The sequence below is a fragment of the Acidovorax sp. sic0104 genome (assembly GCF_019219095.1).
Lineage (GTDB): Bacteria > Pseudomonadota > Gammaproteobacteria > Burkholderiales > Burkholderiaceae_C > Acidovorax.
The window spans coordinates 1-22,881 of the sequence record NZ_JAHUWH010000017.1 but is presented as its reverse complement, the minus strand read 5'-3'; the positions used below and the strand labels follow the sequence as shown (position 1 = coordinate 22,881).

The window sequence follows — 22,881 nt, the reverse complement described above, 5'->3', positions numbered from 1 at the left end:
TGGGCCCAGTGACCAACTGCAGGCAGGCCGGGCGCGCGCCCGGCAGCCTGGCCATCATCCTTTCACGTCGACAGGGGCTCTGAGTGCACATCAAGCGCAAGACGCAACCGCATGAAAAGGCCGCGCTGTGGCTGCTGGGCATCTCGGTGGCCGTGGCGCCTGCCGGTGCCGGCGCCCAGGAATCCATGCTGGGCGGCCTGGGTTGGCACAAGAACAGCCCCGGCACGCAGGTGGATGGCAACAGCCAGCTCCAGGTGCTGGACAACAAGTCCACGGGCCCGGTGGTCTCCACAGGCGGCAAGGGCTCTGCCCTGGCCAATGCCGGCATGCGGGTGGACCTGGCCGGCACGGCGCAGGCCAACGGCATTGGCCTGGCGGCCATGGATGTGCGCCAGTCGCGGGTGTACGTTCTGGGCAATCAGGTCAACGGCTTCATACACGCGCTGGGCGGTGCGGCCACGGCCAACATGGTGCTGGCTGCGAGTTCGGAGGGCGTCAAGCCGCTCACGGCAAGCCGCCTGCTGGTGCAGGGCAACCGCGCAGCCGACGTCGCGGCCTTCGGTGCCAAGGCCGAGGTGCTGCTGGGCACCGGCTCTTTGCAGATGCCGGGTCGCGCCACGGCCAACAGCGTGCTGCTGGACGCGACAGAAGTGCGCAATTCCGACATCGCACTGACGGACAACGATGCACGGCGCGTCACCTCCATCGGTGGCTCGGCGCTGGCCAATGCCTTGACCGCAGCGCGCTCCGTGCTGGTGGACACGCGGGTGCTGCACACCGGCAACCGCGCGCAGGACGTGCGTGCGGGTGGCGGAGGCGGCGCGGTGGGGCGCGGCACCATCGCGCAAGTGAACCTGACCGGCGTGGCCGCGGCCAACGCCGTCACGCTGGCCACCAGCGAGCTCAAGGGCGCGCAGCTGGTGCTTGCAGACAATGAGGCCGCCGAAGTCATCGCCACCGGCGGCAGCGCTCTGGCCAACAGCATCAGCTTCACCGACCACAAGCTCGCGGGCTCGGCCGGCTACCAGGCGGGCGTGTCCGGCAACAAGGCGCGCAACGTGCAGGCGTGGGGCGGAGAAGGCTCGATCCTGGGCGGTGCGCTGGCCGATGTGAGGGTGTCGGCATCGGCCCTGGCCAACACCATTTCCGTCACGCGCGGCGAACTGGCTGAAGGTCCGGTGCACCGGCTCGCCGGCAATGAGGCCCGCGACGTGGTCGCCACGGGCGGCGGCGCCGCCGCCAACAGCCTGTGGCTGGACAACGCGACGGTGCGCGGGGGATCGGTGCTGCTGTCCGGCAACGTGGCCGACAAGGTGCGCACTGCGGGCGGTGCGGGCAGTATCGGCGGCGGCGCGGTGGGTGCGCTGGAGCGCAACGGCCGAGCGCTGGCCAACACTGTGGTGGCCGACCACCAGTCCACGCTGGAGCGGGCAGCAGTCACCGTGTCGGGCAACCGGGGCGAGTCCGTGACCGGATCGGGCGGCCTGGCCGCCGCCAACGCTCTGATGGTGAGCGAAGGCCGCGTGCAGAACACGGCCGTCACGCTGGCGGGCAATCGTGCCGACGGCGTGCAGTCCACCGGCTACGCCGCGCAGGCAGGTGGCGGGCTGCTGTTTTCAGCGAGCCAGCAGTCCGCCGCGCTGGCGAACACGCTGTCCGTCACGGGTTCGCAGCTTGATGCTGCCACGCTGACGATGGCGGCCAACACGGCCTCGCGCCTGGCAGCGCGCGGCGGCGCGCTGCAGGCCAACAGCATTGCGATCGAAAACGGGGCGGGTGCGCCGTCCAGGCTGTCGGCTGATGGCGTGCTGAGCAACAACACCGCCACGGACATGACCACCACGGCCGATTCGGTCTCAGGCGCCGGCGGGCTGGTCGGGCGCGAAACCCGCGCACGCGCGGCCGCCAACGCCCTGGTGCTGCACGACGGCGCGCGGGTGGATGCCTCTTCGCCCTGGCTTATCGCGGCCAATACTGCGCGCGGCGTGCACGCCACGGGGGGCACGGCACTGGTCAATGCACTGGCTGGCTACCGCAGTGCCTCCGTGCAAGGCAGTCCCGTCACCATCGTGGGCAACACCGGCGAGGACATCCGTGCAGCCGGCAGCGGTGCGCAGGCGCTCGGTGTAGGCAGCAAGTCCAACGGCGTGCTGGCTGCCAACGGCCTGTACATGGATGGGTCGGGCGCGACGGCGCTGTCGCAGACCGGCCTGCTGGTGGCGGGCAATACCGCGCGGCAGCTCAATGCCGATGGCGGCCGCATCAACGCCAACGCGCTGTCGATCAATGCGCAGGGCCGTGTGCAGGGCAGCAACCTCACCCTGGCGGGCAACACCGCGTCCGACGTGCGCAGCGAGGGCCGCGAAGGCACCGTGGCCGGCTTTGCCGCTTTCGGCAAGGGCATCGGGCAAGCCAACGCGAACGCGGTCCAGGTGCTGGGCGACATGCGCGCGGCGAGCCTGCAGCTCATGGGCAACGCGGCAGGCCGGGTGCAGGCCACCGAGGGCCTGGCCGCCGCCAACAGCTTCTCGCAAGGCGCGGGCGGCCGCGTGGATGGCGTGCAGGCCTTGATCGCGGCCAACACCGCGGTGTCCACGCAGGCCGAGCAGGGCAGCACTGCGCTGGCCAACAGCGTGCAGGTGGACGGCACGCTGCAGGGCAGCTCGGTGCAGGTGGTGGGTAACCAGGGCGGTGCGCGGGCCGCAGGGCGCGACGGCGTGGCCAACAGCGTGCGGGCGCAAAGCCGTGGACGCATCACAGGCTCGAACGTCACTGTGACGGCCAACCAGGGCACGGCGCAGCAGGGCGCGGCCAACAGCGTGGACGTGGCGGGCACGCTGCAGGGCGGCAGCATCACCATCCTGGGGAACCAGGGTTCGGCACGCGATGGCGGCGCCATCAACAGCGTGGTGGGCAACGGCCGCGTCACCGGCAGCCAGATCACCATCATCGGCAACGCGGGTTCGGCAAACTCCGGCGCGCTGGCCAACAGCGTGCGCGCCGAAGGCAGCATCACGGGCTCGAACATCACCATCCTGGGCAACCAGGCCAGCGCCCAGGGGGGCAGCAGCAAGGTCAGCAGCGTCTCCGGCTCCGGCTCCATCAAGGGCAGCCAGGTGCTGATCGCGGGCAACACGGGCCGCGCCAGCGGCGGTGGCCTGGTCAACGGGCTGCACAACAGCGGCAGCGTCGCAGGCGCGCAGATCGTCGTGACCGGCAACCAGGGCAACGCCACGGGCGGCGGCACGGTCAACAGCGTGGACAACCGCGGCCAACTGTCAGGCCGGGTGCTGATCGCCGGCAACCGGGGCAGCGCCACGATGGGTGGCACCGTCAACTCGCTGGTGAACCACGGGGTCATGGCGGGCACTGTCGTGATCGCGGGCAACCAGGGCAACGCGGCCGTGGGCGGCGTGTCCAACTCCGTGATCAACCAGGGCGTGATCACCGGCGCGGTGACCATCGTCGGGAACATGACCGCCGCAGCGGCGGGCATGACATCGGGCAGCGTGCGCAACCTGGGCGGCGCCGTCACGGGGGTCGTCGGCGTGGCGGGCAACACACCGTTCGCGGCCAACCCTGGCTACACCTACACGATCCCTTCGACCGGCGTGGTGAACCAGTCGGTCACGGTGCTGCCGGCGGTCAACCTGCTGAGCATGTAGGCCCCGCAACGGCCCGCCGCGCAGCGGATTCTCGATTTCAGTGGATGAAGGAGCAGCAATGGAAAACAGAGAAACAAGGAAATTTCCCGGGCGTGCCGCGCGGGCATGGTGGCTGTCTTGCGCAGCCGGTGTGCTGGCGCTGACGGCAACCGGCGCGCAGGCGCAGCTGGTGAACTACGGCGAGCAGCTGGGCGCCTACAAGGACATGGCGCAAAGCGGTGTGCGGCTGAACGACGGCGTCTACCCATCCGTCAGCGCCAAGGCCCGCGTGAACCGCGCCATCTCGCAGAACACGCTGGTGGACCAGAGCGCGCTGGTGCAGCCGGACGGCACGCTCAAGCTGCCTGAAGGGCAGAAGAACATCGTGATCCGCTCCACCTATTCGGACGTGCAGCGCGGCGCCGACGGCACGCTGCGCATCGCCAGCCCGGTGATCCAGGGCAACGTCAACGGCAACGTGACGCTCTATGTGGAAGGCAAGGGGGTGGAGAACATCACAGTCCTCAATTCAGGCCGCTGACGCAGCGGCCCAAGCGCCTTGCAGCCCCGAGAGAGCGGGGCTTTCACAACACCACGAAAACAAAGAACCATGAAGACGACAACGAAGAAGAAAACATTGCGCTGGGGGGCAATGGCCCTGGCCCTGGCTGCCCTCGCGGGCTGCGCAACCACCGAGAACGCGCTCAAGGACGCGAATACCCTGCTGCAGGAGCGCGAGGCCGACAAACTCCTGCCCGTGACCAACCTGAGCCCCTATTCACTGGCGCTGGGCCGCTTCGGGCGCATGCTGGACGTCTACAAGGAGGGCGACCCGGTCATCTACATGCAGACCCGCAGCATCCTGGATGCCACCAACCTGTCGAGTCCGCTGGTGGGGGCGGAGATCCCCGGGGACATCACCGAGATGGTGCGCACCGCCGTCAACCGCATCGGCGCGCGCGTGGTGTACGTGCCCTACCACCCCGACTACCTGGTGTCGCAGGCGCAGCTGGGCGCCAAGTTCGGCGTGACGATGCCCGACTTTCTCATCACCGGCGCGCTCACGGAGTTCGACCGTGCCATCGCCGGCGCCGGCCGCGTGAACTCGGCGGGCATCGAGTTCGGCAAGGGCAACGGCAAGACCACACTGGGCGGCGACGTCAAGCGCACGGCCATCTATTCCGCCCTGGCGCTGGACCTGAATCTGGTGAGCTTCTCCACCCAGCAGATGGTGCCGCAGGTGCAGGCATCGAACGTGGTCAAGGTGCTCAACTTCAGTTCCGAAGACAACGCCAGCCTGGGCTTCTATGGCGACGCCTTCGGCTTCAAGCTCGAAGGCAAATACCTGCAGGGGCGCCACTCGGCGATCCGCACGCTGGTGGACCTGAGCGTGCTCGAGCTGGTCGGCAAGGCCACCAACACCCCGTACTGGCGCTGCATCCCGAACGGCACGCCCGACCCCGTGGTGATCGAGAACATGCGCGCGGCCTACAACGGCCTCACGCCAGAGCTCAAGCTCGGCCTCGTGCAGGTCACGCTGCGCAAGTACGGCGAGCCGGTGCAGGTCACGCAGCAGTACGACGACCAGACGCGCCAGGCGCTCGAGAAGGTCTACGCCCAACGCTTTGCGTCGCTGGGCGCCGTGGACGTGATGACCTGGCAGGGCTTCGAGCCGCTGTTCTTCGGGGTGCCCATGTCCTGGGATACCGCACAGGCGCAGATTCCCGGTGCGGCACCGGCCGGCGCCGCAGCGCCCGCAGGCGCCAAGGCGGGCACATGATGCGTGTTGCCAGCCCCCTGCGCCGGGGTGCACCCTGGATGCTGTATGCCGCGCTGACAGTGCCGGCGTTCGCGCAACTGCCACCCGCCAGCCCAGCGCCCGCCAGTCCCGGTGCGGCTGCGGCAGCCACGTCGGGCACCCCAACGCCTGCCCCCGCGCAACAGACCACTGCGCCCGGGGCCACCGTGGGTGCGCGTTTCATCGAATCGTGCAACGAGGCCCTGGAGCGCGGCGTGCCCGAGCTGGGCTGCCAGGGTCCCATCTACCGCAACGAGCTGGAGCGTCTCAAGCGCGAGGCCTTGAACACGCAGAACCCGCAGTTGCTCTCCTTCGTGGGCGATGCCTACCAGAACCCGCGCTCTGGCCTGGGTGACATGGGGCAGGCCTACCGCTGGTACCTGCTGGCCGCCGTGCGTGGCGACCCGCGCGCCATGCAGCGCCTGTCCGAGATGAACCGCAAGGGCCAGGGCGTTCCCAAGGACAACGTGCGCGCCCTGGGCTATGCCCGCCTGCTGGAGCGCATGGCCCAGCCCGACACCGGCACGCACCGCAATGTGCTGTCGGTCATCAACGAGCTGGGTGCGGAGATGGCCGTGGAGGAAGTCGCGCTGGCCGAGCGCTTTGCGTCCGAGCTGGAGGCGCGCGTGCAGCGGCAGGCTGCGGGGGATGGCACGGACCGCGGCGGCGACGCCCGGCCCGCCGCTGCCGCGGCCACGCGGCCGGGGTCGGGGCTGCCAGGCATGACGGCCGTGCCCCGGCCGGCGGCTGCCGCCTCCGCAGCGGCGCCCGGCAGCACGTTGCCGGGCGTTCCGGGCAAGGCGCCGCCCTGATGCGGAGGATCTGATGATGAAGAGAGCGATGTCGCCATACCCAGGGTGGGCAAGACTCCACGGTCTGGCATGCCGCGCGACGCTGCGGTGCGTGGCGGTCGCGTTGTGCGGGGTGCTGACAGCAGGCTCGGCGGCGTTGGCTGCCGGTCCGAGCGGCCCAGTGGGTCCTGTCGGGCCGACGGGGCCGACGGGGCCGGTGGGACCGACAGGGGCTACAGGCACCACCGGCACAGAGCCTGCAAGCCCGCCGCCCCCCACCCACCGCGCGAGCCCCGTGGCCCGGCCTGGCACGCCTGCCGGCGCTGCAGGCCATCCCGGCCGTGCGCCCAGAGCTTCCGTAGAAGGCAATCGCATCGAGGTGTCAGGCAACACGGCTGCGGGCACGCGCTGCGCCGAGGATGGGTCCGCGTCCGTCAACAGCGTGGACGTGTCGGGCGCGCGGCTGGAGGGCCGCACCGTCATCGTGCAGGGGCGCAATGCCAACGATGTGCGCACGCGCGACTGCTCGCGGGGCGCGCAGCCAGCGGCCCCCGGGCAAGGCGCCACTGGCCAGACCAACAGCATCCGCATCCGTTGACGGCGCGACCCTGGCACCCATCGCTCGCGAGCCTTCAACCACCGTCACACAAAACCAATCACCAGTGATCTCCAAGTACACCATGCACACTCCATCCGACGCCTTGCACACCGTGGTTTCGATCCGCCGGACCCGGGTGGCCGTGCGCAAGGCCACCGCCTTGGGCCTTGCCACGGCGGCCCTGCTCCTGGCCGCGTGCAAGGACCGGGCGCCCGAGGCGCCCGCCGTGGGCGCCGCGCCCGCTGCGGCTCCTGCCGTGGCAACGCCGCCGGCCGCGTCAACGACGTCTGCGGTGGCTGCCGCGCCGCCGGCCGCACCCGTGGCAGCGGCGTCACCCAAGCGCGTCCCGCTGGCCGTGCAGGGCGTTGCCGCTGCCGGCGTCACGGTGCGCATCAAGGCCGTGGAGATCGGCGCGGACGCCACGGTGCTCGATGTGAGCATTTCCTTCGCCAACCGCATCACCAATACCACCATGCTGGCGCTGGCCGATACCTACCTGCAGGACGAGACCGGCGCGCGCCTGCACATCAAGCGCCCGGACAACAACCGCGACATCACCATCCGCGAAGGCGAGACGCTGGACGGCCAACTGGTCTTCATGGGCGCGGTGTCACCGTCGGCGCGCAAGCTCAAGCTGGTCTTCAACGACGGCAACCAGGACGACAACATCGTGGCGCCGGGGCTGGTGGTCGACCTGCCCCTGCAAGGCGGCTGATGCGGCACCGGACGCTGCAGGGCCGGCTTTGGCTTGGGCTGAGCCTGTCGTGCCTGGCAATGGCAATCACGGCCCCTGCGGCAGCGCAGGAGGTGGTGCGCAGCGGCAGGGCGCTGGCGGGCGTTCCCACCCGGCTGGAGCCGGCGTCGGGGGCCCCGTCCACCACGCTGCGCTTGCAGGAGCAGGGGGGCGGCCTGGCCGCTCGCTCGCAGGACACCACGCTGCAGCGCAGCGGTGGGCCGCAGACCATCCTGCGCGAAGCCGAGGTACCCAGGGAGCGGCTGCAGGCGACCCGCGCCCTGCTGGCTGAACTCAAGGCCCGCTCCACCCCCGAGCAGGCGATCTCCATCGACCTGCCCGCCGACGTGCTCTTCGATTTCGACAAGGCCGAGTTGCGGGCCGATGCGGCGCCCTCGATCGCGAAGGCGGCCGAGCTCATCAAGAGCTACGCCAGCGCGCCGCTCACGGTGCTGGGCCACACCGACGGCAAGGGCACGGACGCCTACAACGACCCGCTGTCCCTGCGCCGTGCCGAGGCCGTGGCGCGGGCGCTGCAGCAGCAGACCGGCCGGCAGGCACGCACCGATGGCCGGGGCAAGCGAGAGCCGGTGGCGCCGAACACCTTGCCAGACGGCCGGGACGACCCGCAGGGGCGCCAACTGAACCGCCGCGTGCAGATACTGATCGGCGTTCCGAGCAAGGACGGGAGATAGACCCATGGCCCTGATCCGCTGCCCCGAATGCGGGCGTGACATCTCATCGCACGCACCGTCCTGCCCGTCCTGCGGTTATCCGCTGCAGGACCGGGGGCCTTCGCCGCCAGCGCAGCCGCACAACGCGCTGCAATCCCCGCATGTGTGGGGCCGCGTGGCCGTGGCGCTGGGCGGGTGGCTGGTGACGCCATGGATTGCCAAGCTCATCGTGGCACTGGCGGTGTGCGTGCTGGCGTACTTCATGTTCACGGGGCGTTGACAACCCGGGCCACGCGGCGACCAGGGCCTCCGGGTTCGTTCTGGACGGGCTGCCATGCGTCGGCAATCCAATGCCCGAACGCTCTACTTTTAGTAGCTAACGGCGCTTTGCTGGAGAGCGCCAGGGCCTTGTTTGATCAAAAAAAAGCGGGCGTTCATGCAGTCACCCAATGGTTGTCCAGCCGCACGCCTTGCAGCTGGCTTCCGTGCGGGTGATTCAACGGGTCCGGCGCCAGTGCGTCCTGCAGGCTGGCGGCCAGGCCGCCGGCCCACAGCGCGCCGCTGCGCACGGCCAGAGGGCACACCTCGGGCAGTGGCACCAGGCCCTGCCACTCGCCCTGGAGCGAAAACGTGGCGATGCCGTGGGCGCGCGGGCAGCTCACGGCCCAGCCTGCGGGCGTGGCGGCGGTGCTGCCACCGTAGCCGTTCAGGCTGGGGGCGATGTGCGGGGGCGCCGACACCACGCGCAGCGCGATGCCGTCGAACAGGGCCAGCACGGGGGCGGCAACCTTTGCCGCGGCATCGTCGTGCTCCGCCTGCAGGGCAATGCCCAGCACTTGGCCGTCGGGGCTCCAGGCCAGGTGGCGCAGGCTCAGGCGCTTGTCCTGCAGGCGCCATTGGCCCAGCAGCCGGCCCGTGCGGGCATCCAGCCGCACGAGCGATGAATCCATGGTGCCCAGGTCGCGCTTGACGCGGCCAGTTTCGGGGGCCGTGGGCACGCCGCCGTTGGCGACGATGAGCGTGGGGGCGTTGCCCTGGCCGCCGCCACCGCGTGTGTCCCAGATCAGTTCGTGCGCATCAATGCCGTGGGTGGGCCACTCGGCGGCGGGTGCGAGCGTGCCCGCATCGCGCGCCACGATCCAGCTCGCGCCGGTCTCGGCATCGGTCTCGGTGGTGTAAAGCCGCTGGCCATCGGCGCTGGCCAGCACGTGGCCGTTGAAGGAGCGCTCGCCGTCCTGCCAAAACCAATGCGGTTCGCTGCCCGCGCCGGGCCGCCAGCGCACCAGCCAGTCGCCGGGCCGGCGGGCCGTGGCCAGCACCGACCCATCGGGCAGCATGCACAGGCCGTGGGCGCGTGTGGGTACTTCCAGCGATGCGTGGACCTGCAGCGCCTGCCCGGCGCCTTCCTGCGTGGACAGCACACCGATGTGGAAACTGCCCTGGTGTTCCCAGGCGGCGGCGAGACGGATGGCGCGGCCCTGTGCTTTGGCTTGCGCCGCGCCAGGGGCCAGCACCCATGCGCCGAGGCCTGCCAGGGCGAGCAGCGCATCGCGGCGACCGCCGCGCGGCATGCCGAGGGCCGGGGCCAAGGCGAGCGCCGCCGCAGAACCGGCCTGGGCGATCTGCGGGTGGCGTCCCCCCGGGGGGACGGCGCGCATCGCCTCAGCGGGGCTGCCTGGCCTAGTCCCCATCGGCATCCGAGAACCCGATGCTCACCTGCAGCGCAGGCGCCACTTCGGACTCGGCCAGGAACTTGAGCGCGGCCAGGTCCCTGGCCGTCTGCTGGACGGCCGCCTTGTTCTGAAGGCCGGACTTCTGCACCTGCGCCATCGACGTGTCGACCTTGTCGGTGGCCTCTCGCAGCTTGTCGGCCAGCGGGTTCAGGCCCTTGCCGCGCAGGTACATCTCGAGCGGCACCAAGGCCTCGCCGGCGGCGGGGATGTCGGCGCTGGCGGCCAGGGTGGTCACGCTGCGCAGGCCGCCCCAGGTCGCGGCCCAGGCGGCCAGCGTGTTGCCGCTGGCGGTGCGGGGGTAGTCCGGCGTGCGCGTTCCCTGGGCCGCGCGCAGGGGTTTGTCCATCTGCGCCCAGCGCAGGCGCTCGATGCCGCCCACCCACTGGTTCACGAATTCGCTGATGGCCTGTGTGGAGCCTTCCTGTTCGTCTTCGGCGCCCCAATCGGTCGCGGCGGCGTCGGTAAAGGCCTTGGTGAGCGCCGCCGATTCACGCGCCACGTCCTGCGCCACCTCGTGGGCGTAGCTGCAGGCGGGGCTGCCGGGCTGGGCCGGGCGTGTCCACAGCAGCCATTCCAGCGCGGGCAGGCCCTTGGCGGGCGTGCCGATGCGCTCGAAGGCCTTGGCGCCCTGGGGTTGGGCGGCGATGGCTTTTTCTATCAGCGCCGGGCGCGTGGGCGTGAAGTCGATCGCGCGCTGGCTGCGGCGGGCGATGACGGGGCCCACGGACACGGCGGCCAGCTGCTCCCACGCGCGGGCCGTGGCCTGCCAGGCGGTGCGGGCGGATTCGAGCGCTGCCTTGCCGTCCGCCGCCGGCGCCTGGCACAAGGCCGCCACAGCGGGCACCAGCGCGCGCGCGTTGCGGTCGAAGTCCTGTGCGCGGGGCAGGGCCCAGTGGCCGTAGATGCCTTGCAGGGCGTGCACCGTGTCGTAGAACGGCACGGCATTGCGCTGCCAGGCAGGGACGGTGGATGCCGCGGATGCAGAAGGCTGAGCCTGCGCAGCGAGGGGGAGCAGGGCGGCCAGCAGCAGGGCGGCTGCGATGAGGGATGTTTTCATCGCCGGGCCGCCCCAAGATGAAAACGCGACCCCCTCGGGGGGCAGCGCCCCGCGCAGCGGCGGAGCGTGGGGGCTAGTTCTGTTCATAGAGACTCCACGAATTTCACGAGCGCATCCCGGTCGGCCTTTTTCATCTTGAGCACCTGGTCCTTGGCCGCTTCGGCTTCGCCGCCATGCCACAGCACGGCTTCGAGCACGCCGCGCGCGCGCCCGTCGTGCAGCAGGCGCGTGTGGCCGTTCACGTCCTTGATCAGGCCCGTGCCCCACAGCGGCGGGGTCTTCCATTGCCGGCCGCTGGCGCCGAAGTCGGGCCGGCCGTCGGCCAGCCGCTCGCCCATGTCGTGCAGCAGCAGGTCGGTGTAGGGGAAGATGCGCTGCCCGCTCAGCGCCTTGCTGGTCAGGTGCGGGAAGGGGCCTTCCTTGGTGACGTAGCTCGGACGGTGGCAGGTGGCGCACTGGGCTTGGCTGAACAGCGCCTGGCCGCGCAGCACCTGCGCATCGTTGATGTTGCGGCGTGCGGGGGGGGCGAGCGTGGCCTGGTAGAAGATCACGTCGGCCAGGGTCTTGTCGTCGATCTCGACGCCGGGCTGGCCTTGTTCTCCACCGCTCTTGCCGCTGGGGGCCGCCAGGCAGTCCTTCTGCGTGGGCGTGCAGGCCTCCTGCGCGAAGTGGCGCGAGGTGATGCCCATGTCGCCCAGGAAGGCCCCGCCCGTCTGGTGCGCGATGGTGGCCACATTGGCCTTCCATCCGAAGCGGCCCGTCATCATGCGGCCCGCCTGTGCGTCCCATACCTTGTTGGGCACGCCCTTGATGGGGCCGGGGGCGGCGGCCTGATCGGCGGCGTTGGCCAGGATGTCGGCCTCCGCAATGGCTTCGAGCAGGCCCACGCCGATGATCTGCGGCGCAATGCGCGGGCTGGTCATGACTTGGGGGTGCATGGGTCCGTAGCCCAGGTCGGCAAAGCCGTAGGTGGGCTTTTGCAGTGTGTAGGGCGTACCGTCGGCGAACTTGCCCTTGATGGTGTCGTAGCGCAGGGTCACGCGGCCTTCGGGCTTGACGCCCTGGATGGCTGCATTGTTGAACTGGTCGCCGTACACGGGGTCGTGCACCGGCCCGCCATGCGCGTCGGTGCCGGGGATGGACAGGCGGATCAGCAGGGCCACCGTGGGGTCCTTGGTCTCGCCCAGGCGGTTGAAGATTTCCGGCGGTTCGCCCCGGCCGTCCTGCACATGGCAGCCGCCGCACGAGCGCGCGATGAAGTGCGGGCCCAGCCCGTCGCGCGCCTTGGTGGAGGCGGGCGCCTCCACCCAGTTGCGCCGGAAGAACGAGTTGCCGATGACGAAGCGCGTGCGCTCCTCGTCGGTGAGGTTGGCGGCCGGGAACGAGAAGGCGTTGCGCCCGGTGGCGAAAACGGTGGTCTCGCCGCCGGTCTTCTCCCCCTGCGGGTCGGGCTGTGGCGCAGCCGTCAGGGCGCCAAATCCGAGGCCTCCCACGGCGGCGATGCCGATGCTGGCTGCCGCCAGGCGCAGGGCGCGCCGGGGGCGATTGGCTTGCGGTCTCTGCATGCTCAAGGCTGGACCAGGGTGAGCTTGGTGATTCCTATGGCGTTGGCCGCGGCCACCAGGTCCTTGCTTTGCTGCGTGAGGCTGTCGATGGTCTTCTGGATGCGCTGGCGGCCCGGGGCGTCCTTGCCGCCGATGATCTCGCGGTCGAACGGCGCCTGGATGCCTTCGGCGGCAGCCACCGAAGCGGCGATCTGCTTGGTGGTCTTCTCGGCCAGCGCCGCGTCCTTGGCGGCCACCAGGTCGCGCAGCGACGCGCCCTTGACCATGCTGCCGTCTGCACGCTTGTATTCGCCCAGCCACACGTTCAGGATGCCCTGGGCGTTGGTCACCGCGTCGCGGTGGGTGTTGTCCGAGAAGCACGAGTGCTCGTCTTCCTGGTCCTGGCTGTTCAGGGCCACTTCCAGGCGTTCGCCGGCCAGCTCGCCGCGCGAGAGCGAACCCAGGCCCACGAGCATCTTGCGCACGGATTCCTGGCCGCCGCGCGCGAAGCGGGTTCGGTAGTTGTTCTTGGCATCGGGCGCCCAGGCTTTCACGAGCGACGTGAGGTCGTCGATGAGCAGGTCGGTCACCACGTTCAGGTACTGGCGGCGGCGGTCGGCGTTCTTGGCCTTGCCGTCCACGAAGTCCTCGAAGTTGCGCTCGCCCGGGCCGGTCTCGGACAGATCCTGGCCCCACAGGAAGAACTCGATGGCGTGCCAGCCTGTGGCGATGTTTTCTTCGCCGCCGCGCTCGTTTTGAGCGGACAGATTCTTCTTGTTGATGACGAACTTGCGGTTGTTCACCAGGCCCGCGTTGGGCTTGCCCTGCACGCTGTCGACGAACGATTCGTCCATGGGCCAGGCGTTGATGCGGCCTTCAGGGCCGTTGTCGTTGTCGATGGGGCCGCCGTAGAAGCGGAAGGCCTCGGTCTGGCCGTAGAACTCGCGCGCGGCCAGCCACTTCTTGCGGGCTTCGGCCAGGGTCTCGGCCGAAGGCTTGGCCGTGAAGGCCGCCACGGCTTCGCGCAGCGCCTGGGCGCTGGCGAGGGTGTCCGCATAGTTGGCGTGCACGAGCACGGCGTAGTGGGCCGCCACGGCGTTCGCGTTGATGGCCTGCGCGGGCTGCTGGTCCGCGGCGCCCTGCTGTTGCGGCTGCTGCGCCTGCGCGATGGCCAGGGGGGCCAGGGTGCTGGCGGCCAGTGCTGCGCCGATGGCGGCGGCCTTGAGGAAGTGGGTTTTCACTGCGCTTTCTCCTGAAACGAACGATGACGGCCGCCCTGCGCTGGCGCAAGGCGGGTGGCAGGCCCGAAGGCCGTTGGGTCTGGATGGGAAGTTGTGGGCTGGCGGGCATCACGCCCCTTGCTCAGAGAGGGGGCGCCGGGCCAGGCAGCCGGTCAATCCAAAGAACGATTGATTATATGAATGAGATTAATTCGCATCCTTATTGGCCGGGCGAATCTCAGGGGATAGCGCGGGTGCGGCGGGTGGACGTGTCCGGCAGCGTTGTCGTCAACCCGTCACGAAACCTTCATGCCGGCGTCACGCAGCGTTTCTACGCTCCCGTGGTTTGCACAACAACCCCATGAGGACATCCATGACCGACCCCGATGACATCGGCTACAACACCACCAGCAACCCATCGTTCTCGACGATGGTCGAAGCCCGCCTGAGCCGCCGCAACCTGCTGCGCGGTACCGTGGCGACCGCTGGTGGCGCGATGCTGGGCAGCATCTCGCTGGCCGCCTGCGGCGGCAGCGACGATCCGGCCAATCCGGCGGCCGGCCTGAAGCTGGGCTTCAACGCTGTTGCCAAGAGCCTGAGCGACGCCGTTGTCGTGCCCGCCGGCTACACCGCCAGCGTGCTGTACCGTCTGGGCGACCCGATCGCCGCTGGCGTGCCTGCGTACAAGAACGATGGCACGGACGACCCTGCCACCTACGACCGCCGCGCTGGCGACCACCACGACGGCATGACCTGGTTCGGTGCCAATGGCAGCGGCAAGTGGGACGCCAAGGCCGGCAGCCGCGGTCTGCTGGTGATGAACCACGAATCGCTGACCCCCGTGTTCCTGCACCCCACGGGCCGCACCGTGGTGGGCGGCAAGCGCACCGTGCCCAGCGAAGTCAAGCGCGAGTTCTACCTGCACGGCGTGAGCATCATCGAGACGACCAAGGGCGCCGACGGCAAGTGGAGCTACAAGCAGGACTCGAGCTTCAACCGCCGCGTGCACACCCTCACGCCGATGGAGCTGTCCGGCCCCGTGCGCGGCACGGACTTCGTCAAGAGCAAGTACTCGCCGGCCGGCACCGCCACGCGCGGCACCGTGAACAACTGCGCCAACGGCACCACGCCGTGGGGCACCTACCTGACCTGCGAAGAGAACTGGTACGGCTATTTCTCGCGCACTGCGGCCACCGACGATGCCAAGCGCACGGCCAAGGAACTGGCCGCCATCAAGCGCTACGGCGTCGGCCCGCAGGACTTCTACGGCCTGTGGGGCACCACGCAGGGCGCCGCAGATGCCGCCGAGCAGGACACCTTCGACCGCTGGGTGCTCGACGTCAAGGGCGCCGACGCCTCGGCCGACTACCGCAACGCCCACAACACCTATGGCTGGGTGGTCGAGATCGATCCGTTCAACCCCACCAGCACGCCGCGCAAGCGCACCGCCCTGGGCCGTGCCGGCCATGAAGGCGCCTGCCTGGGCCGCGTCGAGGCCGGCAAGCCGCTCGTGTGGTACATGGGCGACGACGCACGCAACGAGTACGTGTACAAGTTCGTCTCCAACAAGAACTGGGACGCTGCAGACGCCACCGGCGGCCTGGCCGCCGGCGACAAGTACATGGACGACGGCAAGCTGTACGTGGCCAAGTTCAAGGCCGACGGAACGGGCGAGTGGGTGGAGCTGTCCTTCGGCAAGAACGGCATCGGCGAAACCTCGGCCAACTATGCGTTCTCCAGCCAGGCCGACGTGCTGATCCATGCCCGCCTGGCGGCCGACGTGGTGGGCGCGACCAAGATGGACCGCCCCGAGTGGACGGCCGTCAACCCCAAGACCGGCGACGTGTACGTGACGCTGACCAACACCAATGCGTCTTCGCGCCCCATCGACAAGACCGATGCGGCCAACCCGCGCTTCTACAACGACCCCAAGGGCACGGCACAGACGGCGCAGAACGGCAACCCCAACGGCCACATCGTGCGGTTTGCCGAGAAGGCCGGCAATGCGGGCGCGAGCTTTGCCTGGGACGTGTACCTGTTCGGTGCGCGCTCCACGGCAGCGGCCGACATCAACATCTCGGGCCTGGGCGCCGACAACGACTTCTCCAGCCCCGACGGCCTGTGGTTCAGCCAGGCCACGCAGGGACTGGCGTGGCTCGAGACGGACGATGGTGCCTACACCGATGTGACCAACTGCATGCTGCTGGCCGCCGTGCCCGGCCAGGTGGGCGATGGTGGCAAGAAGACCATCACCAACAAGAGCGGCGACACGACCCGCACGCAAGAGACCATCGTCGGTGCCAAGCCCGGCGAGAAGGATACGCAGCTCAAGCGCTTCCTGGTCGGCCCCAAGGGCTGCGAGATCACGGGCATCGCCGAGTCGGGTGACGGCCGTGCGCTGTTCATCAACATCCAGCATCCGGGCGAGAACACCGCCGACGCCAACATCGGCGACGCGACGAAGTTTGAGAGCCACTGGCCCGATGGCGGCAACGCCCGTCCCCGCTCGGCCACCGTGGTCATCACGCGCAGCGACGGCGGCCTGATCGGCGTCTGAGTTCCGGATTGCCCGCAGGGCAATGTATGAAGCCGGGGGCGTGTCCCCCGGTTTTTTTCATGGGGATGGCCCGTCCAGCGTGGCGTCAGCCGCCATAGCCGTAGGGCTGCTCGCCGTAGCCCCCGCCCGGGCGGGGCGCCGTGCTGCCCGGCGCGGCGGGGAATGGCGCGGGTGCCGAGGCCGGCGCGCCAGGCGTGCTCGGGGTGTTGTAGAGCTGGCCCTGTCCGTCCTTCGTGCCCTTGCGGCCCGCGATCTGCCAGGCGGTGCGCTGCTGGATCAGGCTGGCCAGGAACTCCATCTCCTCGTCCGTATGGTTGATGGCCCCAGCGGGCGTGAGCAGGCGGCCGTTGCGCGGCGCGTTCTCTATCCAGAACGACTGGTGGTACGAGGCTTCGCTCACCACGCTCTCGCCGCCGGTGGCCAGGTCCACCGTGCCATAGCAGTTGCAGAAGTAGCCCCGGTCGCCCTGGTCTGAAAAGATCTCGGCATACACCCCGGTGCCTCGGATGCCGGCGGTGGCCGTGGGCAGAATGACCTTGCGGTCCGCGCCCCGGCCCCAGACGCTGGCCACCGCGCCGCTGATGAGGCGCAGCACCTTGACCGCGCTGGGCGTGTCGCCCTCCAGCGCCACGTTGGAGTTCTGGCGCACCATGAAGGCGCCGTCGCCCACCGCAAACACCACCGTGGCGCCCGGGCCGGTCTCGATGCGGTCGCCTGCGGCGATGCTGTGCTGCGCTGTGAGGGCCTCGCCATTGCGCAGCACGTCGCCACGCAGCTCCACGATGTTGCTGCGCGACTGGGCATGGGCGGCCGTCCAGCCGCCGCCGGCCACCCACAGCGCCGCCGCCTGCAGCAGGCTGCGGCGCCGGTGCCAGTTCAACTCGTCTTCAGTGCGGCCCAGCAGTTGGGCCGGAGGGTGAGGGGGGCGCGGCATCATGGGGTGCTTCGTCAGAGGGATGGTAGGGCGGCTCGAAGCAATCTCGGAAGGTGAACACCACAGAGGTCAGGAACATGGCGGCGAGCATCATCGCCGAGCCCACCACCATGCCGCCGGAGGCAGCGCCGCCCAGCCCCAGGGCCGCGAGCAGCGCCGCGGCGAGCGTGACGACCACGGCGCCCAGCAGGAACACGCCCAGCCAGCCCAGTCCGTAGACGAAGAACGCACCGAAGTTGCGCATGCAGGCCACGATGGAGAAGAACAATGCCTTGACCGGAGGTACGCCGTGCCAGTGCACCAGCCCCGGCGCGTGCCAGAACAGCAGTGACAGCGGCAGGTACAGCATCATGCACAGCCACATGGCGCTCTGGAAGGCCGGCTGCTCGGCCATTTCCTTGGTCAGTGGCGCGCCGCCGAAGTAGACCTTGGCGAACTGCCCGCCGTCCACCAGGGCCGACAGCCCGATGACGGCGAGGAACCCGACCGCATACAGCGCCCCCAGCGTCAGCATGTCGCGCAGGCGCTGCTGGCCCGTGCGAAACGCCACCAGCAGCAGCGCCGGTGTGGGAAAGCGTCCTTGTGTGGCTTCGGCAGCCGCCACCATCATCGCCAGCGTGGCTGACGGCAGCAGCGCCAGCGCGACCGCCGGGCCCACCAGCGGGATCATTGCCGCCAGCGACATGGCCGCCATGGACATGAAGAACAGCGCCGCCAGCGCCAGGGGCTGCCGCCAGAACGCGCGGATGCCTTGCTTGACCCAGGTCATGCCGGTACTGGCGGGAACGATGTGGAGTTTCATGAATGGATGACTCGGGAAGAAAAGTGTGCCTGCGCCCGGGGTGTTCCACCCCACGGTCCCTGGCCGGGCCCCGTGGCGGCACGGCGGTGATGGACGGGCCACAGTGCTGAATTTACCCCAGTGCCCCATTCCAGGCGCCGCGCAGGGTGTCAGCGGAGGGGGACGGTGCCCGGTGGCTGCGGGGGGGCGTGCGCTGGCCTTGCCCGCGCGGCCCGTCCTCAGGGATGCAAGGGGTGCGCTATGCGGTCCTGCAGAACGCGCTCGAAGTGCGTGGGATCGTGGGGCTTGAGCATGGAGGCTTCGCGCGGCAGGTAGAAGTCCCACAGCCGCGATATCCAGAACCGCAGGGCGCCTGCGCGCGCCATGGCGGGCAGCAGTTCGCGCTCGGCGGCCGTGAGCGGGCGCACGGCCTGGTAGGCGTCGAGCATGCGCGCGGCGCGCGCGGCATCGTGGCGGCCTGTTGGCAGGTCGATGCACCAGTCGTTCAGGCACACGGCCAGGTCGAACAGCCAGGTGTCCACGCCGGCGAAGTAGAAGTCGAAGAAGCCGGTGAGTTCGTCGCCCTCGAACATCACGTTGTCGCGGAACAGGTCGGCGTGCACGGGCCCAGAGGGCAGGGCCGCATAGGCTGCGCTGGCGGCCACATGGTTCTGATAGGCCAGCTCGGAGCGCAGCAGGGCCGCCTGCGCATCGCCGATGTGCGGCAGCACCACGGGCACGGTCTCGTTCCACCAGGGCAGGCCGCGCAGGTTGGGCTGGCGGCGCTCGAAGTCGCGCCCGGCTAGGTGCATGCGCGCCAGCATCGTGCCCACGGCCGCGCAGTGCGCGCCCTGCGGCGCCAGCTGGCTCTTGCCGCGCAGCTTGTTCACTACCGCGGCGGGCTTGCCGCACACGGACAGCAGGATGTCGCCGTCCTTGTCGGCGCGCGGGTCGGGCACCGGCACGCCACCGTGCGCCAGGTGCTTCATCAGGTGCAGGTAGAACGGCAACTGCTCGGCGGTGAGGCGCTCGAACAGCGTGAGCACGAACTCGCCCTGCTCGCTGGTGAGAAAGTAGTTGGTGTTCTCGATGCCGCCCTCGATGCCGCGCAGCTCCACCAGCTCACCCAGTTGCAGACGGCGCAGCAGATCTTGCGCCTCGGTATTGGAGACTTCGGTAAAAACGGCCATCGCTCAGGGGTGCGTAAGGGGAAAGGACTGACGAGAAAGAAGGCAACTGCGGGGCGCGCAGGCCCTCACGGGACGCAGCGGCGCAGCCGGTGCGGCCGGGATTAGAACTTCAGCACGTTCCAGACGCGCGGGCCGGTGGTTGTCTCTGCGCCGCTGTTGCTGCCAGCGCGGCTGCGGGCGCCATCGGGCGATTGCACTTCGTAGCCGGGCAGGTTGCCTGTCTTGGGCTGCACGGAAATCGTCTGGGTCTGCCCGCCCACGCGCAGCTCGTCCACCCGGCTGCCCGCGTCCTCGATCTGGATGCGCTGGGTGCGCTGGTTGCCACGGCCACCCAGTTGCTCTGGTTCTGATAGCGCCTCGCGCTTTTCTGCCGTGCCTTGCGGGGCATTTTGACTGGGTGTTTGGGCCAGGACGGTGCTGGAGGCCATGCCCAGCAGCAAAAGGAGGTGTACAGCGCGCATGGGCGGGATTGTAGAGCGCCGGCCGTTGCGGGGCCGCGCGTGCACAATCCGCCCATGACCGAAGAATCCTCCTCTGTGACCCCCGGCTCCACCGCGCAGCAGCCCGGCGACAAAAAGACCCTGGTGCTGGTGGACGGCTCCAGCTATCTCTACCGCGCATTCCATGCGATGCCCGACCTGCGTGCCGTGCCTGGCGACCCCACGAGCCCGGCCACCGGCGCCATCCGCGGCATGATCAACATGCTGCAGGCGTTGAAGAAGGAGTTTCCGGCGGGCTATGCCGCGTGCGTGTTCGATGCGAGCGGCCCGACCTTTCGTGACGCCCTCTACCCAGAATACAAGGCGCAGCGCTCGCCCATGCCGGACGACCTGCGCGCGCAGATCGAGCCCATCCACGAGGTGGTGCGCCTTCTGGGCTGGCCCGTGGTCTGCGTGCCGGGCGTCGAAGCGGACGACGTGATCGGCACGCTGGCCGCCGTGGCGGCGGCGCAGGGCGTGGAGGTGATCGTCTCCAGCGGCGACAAGGACCTGTCGCAACTGGTGAACGAGCACATCACCATCATCGACACCATGAATGGCAAGAAACGCGACGTGGCCGGCGTGACCGCCGAGTTCGGCGTGCCTCCCGCGCTCATGGTGGACTACCAGACCCTGGTGGGCGACACGGTGGACAACGTGCCCGGCGTGCCCAAGGTCGGGCCCAAGACGGCGGCCAAGTGGCTCGGCGAATACGGCTCGCTCGACGCGCTGATCGCCCGGGCTGGCGAGATCAAGGGCGTGGCGGGCGAGAACCTGCGCGGTGCGCTGCAATGGCTGCCCACTGGGCGGCAACTGGTCACCATCAAGACCGACTGCGACCTGGCGGGGCATGTTGACGGCCTGCCCGCCATGGATGCAATCGCCATGAAGCAGGAAGAAGCGGTCGCCCTGCGGGATTTCTATCAAAAGTTTGGCTTCAAGGGCCTGGCCCGCGCGCTGGAACCCTCGGCCCCTGCCAACACCACGGCTGCGCTGCCCGGCGCCAGCGGTGATCTGTTCGCATCGCCCGAGGCGACCTTCGTCGCGGAAGCCGCGCAGGGCCGCGAGGTGGCCTATGAAACCATTCTCACCTGGAGCGACTTCGACCGCTGGCTTGCCAAGCTGCAGGTGGCCGAGCTGGCAGCCATCGACACAGAGACCACGTCGCTGGACGAGCTGCGTGCCGAGATCGTCGGCATCAGCTTCAGCACCGAGCCCGGTTCCGCCGCCTACATCCCTCTGCGCCACGCCGGGCCCGATGCGCCCGAGCAACTGCCTTTCGACGAGGTACTCGCCAGACTCAAGCCCTGGCTCGAAGACGCGAGCCGCGCCAAGCTGGGCCAGCACATCAAGTACGACCGCCATGTTTTCAAGAACCATGGCATCGACGTGCGTGGCTATGCGCACGACACCATGCTGCAAAGCTACGTGCTCGAGGTGCACAAGCCCCACGGCCTGGCCAGCCTGGCCGAGCGCCACACCGGCCGCAGCGGCATCAGCTATGAAGACCTGTGCGGCAAGGGCGCCAAGCAGATTCCGTTTGCCCAGGTGGAAGTGGACAAGGCGGCGGCCTATTCGTGCGAGGACTCCGACCAGACGCTGGACGTGCACCGCGTCCTCTGGCCACTGCTCGAAGCCGAGGACAAGCTGCGCGGCATCTACGAGCTGGAGATGGCCAGCAGCGAGGCGCTGTTCCGCATCGAGCGCAACGGCGTGCTGATCGATGCCGCCACGCTGGCCAGCCAGAGCCACGAGCTGGGCCAGCGCATCCTGAAGCTGGAACAGGACGCGTACGAGATCGCGGGCCAGCCCTTCAACCTCGGCTCCCCCAAGCAGCTCGGTGAAATCTTCTTCGACAAGCTGGGCATGCCCGTGGTCAAGAAGACCGCCACCGGCGCCCGCAGCACCGACGAAGAGGTGCTGGAAAAACTGGCCGAGGACTACCCTCTGCCCGCCAAGCTGCTGGAGCACCGCAGCCTGTCCAAGCTCAAGGGCACCTACACCGACAAGCTGGCGCAACTGGCCGACCCGCGCACCGGCCGCGTGCACACCCACTACGCCCAGGCCGTGGCCATCACGGGCCGCCTGTCCAGCAACGACCCCAACCTGCAGAACATCCCCATCCGCACGGCGGAAGGCCGCCGCGTGCGCGAAGCCTTCGTGGCGCCGCCGGGCAGCGTGATCGCGAGCGCCGACTACAGCCAGATCGAGCTGCGCATCATGGCCCACATCAGCGGCGACGAATCGCTGCTGCACGCGTTTCGTAACGGCCTGGACGTCCACCGCGCCACCGCCGCCGAAGTGTTCGGCGTCGAGGTCGACCAGGTGAGCAGCGAACAGCGCCGCTACGCCAAGGTCATCAACTTCGGCCTCATCTACGGCATGAGCAGCTTCGGCCTGGCCAAGAACCTGGGGATCGAGACCAAGGCCGCAGCCGCCTACATCGACCGGTACTTTCAGCGCTACCCTGGCGTGAAGCAGTACATGGACGAAACCAAGGCGTCCGCCAAGGCGCGGGGCTATGTGGAGACCGTCTTCGGCCGCCGCCTGTACCTGCCCGAGATCAACTCCCCCAACGGCCCCCGCCGCAGCGGCGCGGAGCGCGCGGCCATCAACGCGCCGATGCAGGGCACGGCGGCGGACCTGATCAAGAAGGCGATGGTGGCGGTGCAGCAGGAGCTGGACGCGAACAAGCCGGGCATCAAGATGATCATGCAGGTGCACGACGAACTGGTGTTCGAGCTGCCCGAAGGGGAGGTGGAGTGGCTTCGCACGCACATTCCGCGTTTGATGGCGGAGGTGGCAGAGCTCAAGGTGCCGCTGCTGGCCGAAGTGGGCGTGGGGCCGAACTGGGACAAGGCGCATTGAGCGGTGAATGGCTGGCAGGTACCTCAGGATTCGGATGGGCCAGCCTGCGGCCGCTTTGACGCAGCGGACGCTCAACTGCGGGGATCTGCGGTATCTGACACCCGCCGATCAGGCGGACGGTCTGACACTACCCGCTTCCATCGAGCTAGCCAGCTAGTTGTCGCATCCCGGATGATTGCATAGACTCTAAACGCTATCCACTCTTCATGGCGCGAGCCGTTCTGCAAGAGTTGATAGAGTCGTTTCAATCCACCCAGGGAGTGAAGCCATGTTGATAGCC

Annotated in this window: 18 protein-coding genes; 10 read left to right on the top strand and 8 right to left on the bottom strand. The window is 69.2% G+C overall.

Annotated elements, in window-relative coordinates; genetic code table 11:
- Positions 1-83 precede the first annotated feature (83 nt).
- The 8 genes from KW835_RS21740 (at position 84) to KW835_RS21705 (ending at position 8,518) form a co-directional block, all read left to right on the top strand.
- Entirely contained in the window at positions 84-3,665 is a 3,582-nt protein-coding gene (locus tag KW835_RS21740; RefSeq protein WP_339385464.1) for a hypothetical protein, read from the top strand.
- A 58-nt stretch (positions 3,666-3,723) separates the two neighbouring features.
- Entirely contained in the window at positions 3,724-4,185 is a 462-nt protein-coding gene (locus tag KW835_RS21735; protein ID WP_218386311.1) for a hypothetical protein, read from the top strand.
- Positions 4,186-4,254: 69 nt separating this feature from the next.
- The gene (locus KW835_RS21730; RefSeq protein ID WP_255593795.1) at positions 4,255-5,424 is read left to right on the top strand and encodes a CsgG/HfaB family protein; all 1,170 of its coding nucleotides are present in this window, start codon (positions 4,255-4,257) and stop codon (positions 5,422-5,424) included.
- A complete protein-coding gene (locus tag KW835_RS21725) occupies positions 5,421-6,254 on the top strand; it encodes a sel1 repeat family protein (protein WP_255593794.1) in 834 nt (277 codons plus the stop codon). Before KW835_RS21730 ends, KW835_RS21725 begins: the two co-directional genes overlap by 4 nt.
- A gap of 274 nt (positions 6,255-6,528) precedes the next feature.
- Positions 6,529-6,831 (top strand): hypothetical protein, encoded by a 303-nt coding sequence (locus KW835_RS21720; RefSeq protein ID WP_218386498.1) that lies wholly within the window; start codon positions 6,529-6,531, stop codon positions 6,829-6,831.
- A gap of 82 nt (positions 6,832-6,913) precedes the next feature.
- The gene (locus KW835_RS21715; protein ID WP_218386309.1) at positions 6,914-7,546 is read left to right on the top strand and encodes a hypothetical protein; all 633 of its coding nucleotides are present in this window, start codon (positions 6,914-6,916) and stop codon (positions 7,544-7,546) included.
- A gap of 59 nt (positions 7,547-7,605) precedes the next feature.
- On the top strand, positions 7,606-8,259 hold the full coding sequence (locus KW835_RS21710; protein ID WP_255593793.1) for an OmpA family protein: 654 nt from the start codon (positions 7,606-7,608) through the stop codon (positions 8,257-8,259).
- 4 nt (positions 8,260-8,263) lie between these two features.
- Positions 8,264-8,518 carry a zinc ribbon domain-containing protein gene (locus tag KW835_RS21705; protein ID WP_218386305.1) on the top strand — a complete coding sequence of 85 codons (255 nt, stop codon included), beginning with the start codon at positions 8,264-8,266 and terminating at the stop codon, positions 8,516-8,518.
- 154 nt (positions 8,519-8,672) lie between these two features.
- Here the strand turns inward: KW835_RS21705 and KW835_RS21700 are convergent, their stop codons facing one another.
- The 4 genes from KW835_RS21700 to KW835_RS21685 form a co-directional block, all read right to left on the bottom strand.
- Positions 8,673-9,809, bottom strand: a complete 1,137-nt coding sequence (locus KW835_RS21700) for a DUF1513 domain-containing protein (RefSeq protein WP_218386482.1) — start codon at positions 9,807-9,809, stop codon at positions 8,673-8,675.
- A 109-nt stretch (positions 9,810-9,918) separates the two neighbouring features.
- A complete protein-coding gene (locus tag KW835_RS21695) occupies positions 9,919-11,028 on the bottom strand; it encodes an imelysin family protein (RefSeq protein WP_218386303.1) in 1,110 nt (369 codons plus the stop codon).
- 83 nt (positions 11,029-11,111) lie between these two features.
- On the bottom strand, positions 11,112-12,593 hold the full coding sequence (locus tag KW835_RS21690) for a di-heme oxidoredictase family protein (protein ID WP_218386301.1): 1,482 nt from the start codon (positions 12,591-12,593) through the stop codon (positions 11,112-11,114).
- 2 nt (positions 12,594-12,595) lie between these two features.
- Entirely contained in the window at positions 12,596-13,783 is a 1,188-nt protein-coding gene (locus KW835_RS21685; RefSeq protein ID WP_370633674.1) for an imelysin family protein, read from the bottom strand.
- Positions 13,784-14,165: 382 nt separating this feature from the next.
- Between KW835_RS21685 and KW835_RS21680 the strand changes: the two genes are divergently transcribed.
- Positions 14,166-16,349: a PhoX family phosphatase gene (locus tag KW835_RS21680; protein ID WP_218386298.1), complete on the top strand. Its 2,184-nt coding sequence runs from the start codon at positions 14,166-14,168 to the stop codon at positions 16,347-16,349.
- Between the two features lie 85 nt (positions 16,350-16,434).
- On the opposite strand, the gene KW835_RS21675 is transcribed toward KW835_RS21680, so the two are convergent.
- The 4 genes from KW835_RS21675 to KW835_RS21660 all read right to left on the bottom strand — a co-directional run bounded on the left by KW835_RS21675 (position 16,435) and on the right by KW835_RS21660 (position 19,715).
- Positions 16,435-17,286 carry a FecR family protein gene (locus tag KW835_RS21675; protein WP_255593792.1) on the bottom strand — a complete coding sequence of 284 codons (852 nt, stop codon included), beginning with the start codon at positions 17,284-17,286 and terminating at the stop codon, positions 16,435-16,437.
- Positions 17,237-18,085 carry a BPSS1780 family membrane protein gene (locus KW835_RS21670; protein ID WP_218386296.1) on the bottom strand — a complete coding sequence of 283 codons (849 nt, stop codon included), beginning with the start codon at positions 18,083-18,085 and terminating at the stop codon, positions 17,237-17,239. The genes KW835_RS21675 and KW835_RS21670 overlap by 50 nt, the downstream gene beginning before the upstream one ends.
- 218 nt (positions 18,086-18,303) lie before the next feature.
- Positions 18,304-19,254, bottom strand: a complete 951-nt coding sequence (locus tag KW835_RS21665) for a homoserine kinase (protein ID WP_218386294.1) — start codon at positions 19,252-19,254, stop codon at positions 18,304-18,306.
- A gap of 101 nt (positions 19,255-19,355) precedes the next feature.
- The gene (locus KW835_RS21660; protein WP_218386292.1) at positions 19,356-19,715 is read right to left on the bottom strand and encodes a hypothetical protein; all 360 of its coding nucleotides are present in this window, start codon (positions 19,713-19,715) and stop codon (positions 19,356-19,358) included.
- A gap of 54 nt (positions 19,716-19,769) precedes the next feature.
- Between KW835_RS21660 and polA the strand changes: the two genes are divergently transcribed.
- Entirely contained in the window at positions 19,770-22,601 is a 2,832-nt protein-coding gene (gene polA, locus KW835_RS21655) for a DNA polymerase I (RefSeq protein ID WP_218386290.1), read from the top strand.
- Positions 22,602-22,881 lie beyond the last annotated feature (280 nt).

Excerpts from the sequence above, each read along its gene's own strand:
- KW835_RS21660 (WP_218386292.1), bottom strand. The coding sequence starts at position 19,715 with ATGCGCGCTGTACACCTCCTTTTGCTGCTGGGCATGGCCTCCAGCACC.
- KW835_RS21710 (WP_255593793.1), top strand. The coding sequence starts at position 7,606 with ATGGCAATCACGGCCCCTGCGGCAGCGCAGGAGGTGGTGCGCAGCGGC.
- polA (WP_218386290.1), top strand. The coding sequence starts at position 19,770 with ATGACCGAAGAATCCTCCTCTGTGACCCCCGGCTCCACCGCGCAGCAG.
- KW835_RS21665 (WP_218386294.1), bottom strand. The coding sequence starts at position 19,254 with ATGGCCGTTTTTACCGAAGTCTCCAATACCGAGGCGCAAGATCTGCTG.
- KW835_RS21725 (WP_255593794.1), top strand. The coding sequence starts at position 5,421 with ATGATGCGTGTTGCCAGCCCCCTGCGCCGGGGTGCACCCTGGATGCTG.
- KW835_RS21695 (WP_218386303.1), bottom strand. The coding sequence starts at position 11,028 with ATGAAAACATCCCTCATCGCAGCCGCCCTGCTGCTGGCCGCCCTGCTC.
- KW835_RS21715 (WP_218386309.1), top strand. The coding sequence starts at position 6,914 with ATGCACACTCCATCCGACGCCTTGCACACCGTGGTTTCGATCCGCCGG.
- KW835_RS21680 (WP_218386298.1), top strand. The coding sequence starts at position 14,166 with ATGACCGACCCCGATGACATCGGCTACAACACCACCAGCAACCCATCG.
- KW835_RS21670 (WP_218386296.1), bottom strand. The coding sequence starts at position 18,085 with ATGAAACTCCACATCGTTCCCGCCAGTACCGGCATGACCTGGGTCAAG.
- KW835_RS21705 (WP_218386305.1), top strand. The coding sequence starts at position 8,264 with ATGGCCCTGATCCGCTGCCCCGAATGCGGGCGTGACATCTCATCGCAC.
- KW835_RS21675 (WP_255593792.1), bottom strand. The coding sequence starts at position 17,286 with ATGATGCCGCGCCCCCCTCACCCTCCGGCCCAACTGCTGGGCCGCACT.
- KW835_RS21700 (WP_218386482.1), bottom strand. The coding sequence starts at position 9,809 with ATGCCGCGCGGCGGTCGCCGCGATGCGCTGCTCGCCCTGGCAGGCCTC.
- KW835_RS21690 (WP_218386301.1), bottom strand. The coding sequence starts at position 12,593 with ATGCAGAGACCGCAAGCCAATCGCCCCCGGCGCGCCCTGCGCCTGGCG.
- KW835_RS21730 (WP_255593795.1), top strand. The coding sequence starts at position 4,255 with ATGAAGACGACAACGAAGAAGAAAACATTGCGCTGGGGGGCAATGGCC.
- KW835_RS21735 (WP_218386311.1), top strand. The coding sequence starts at position 3,724 with ATGGAAAACAGAGAAACAAGGAAATTTCCCGGGCGTGCCGCGCGGGCA.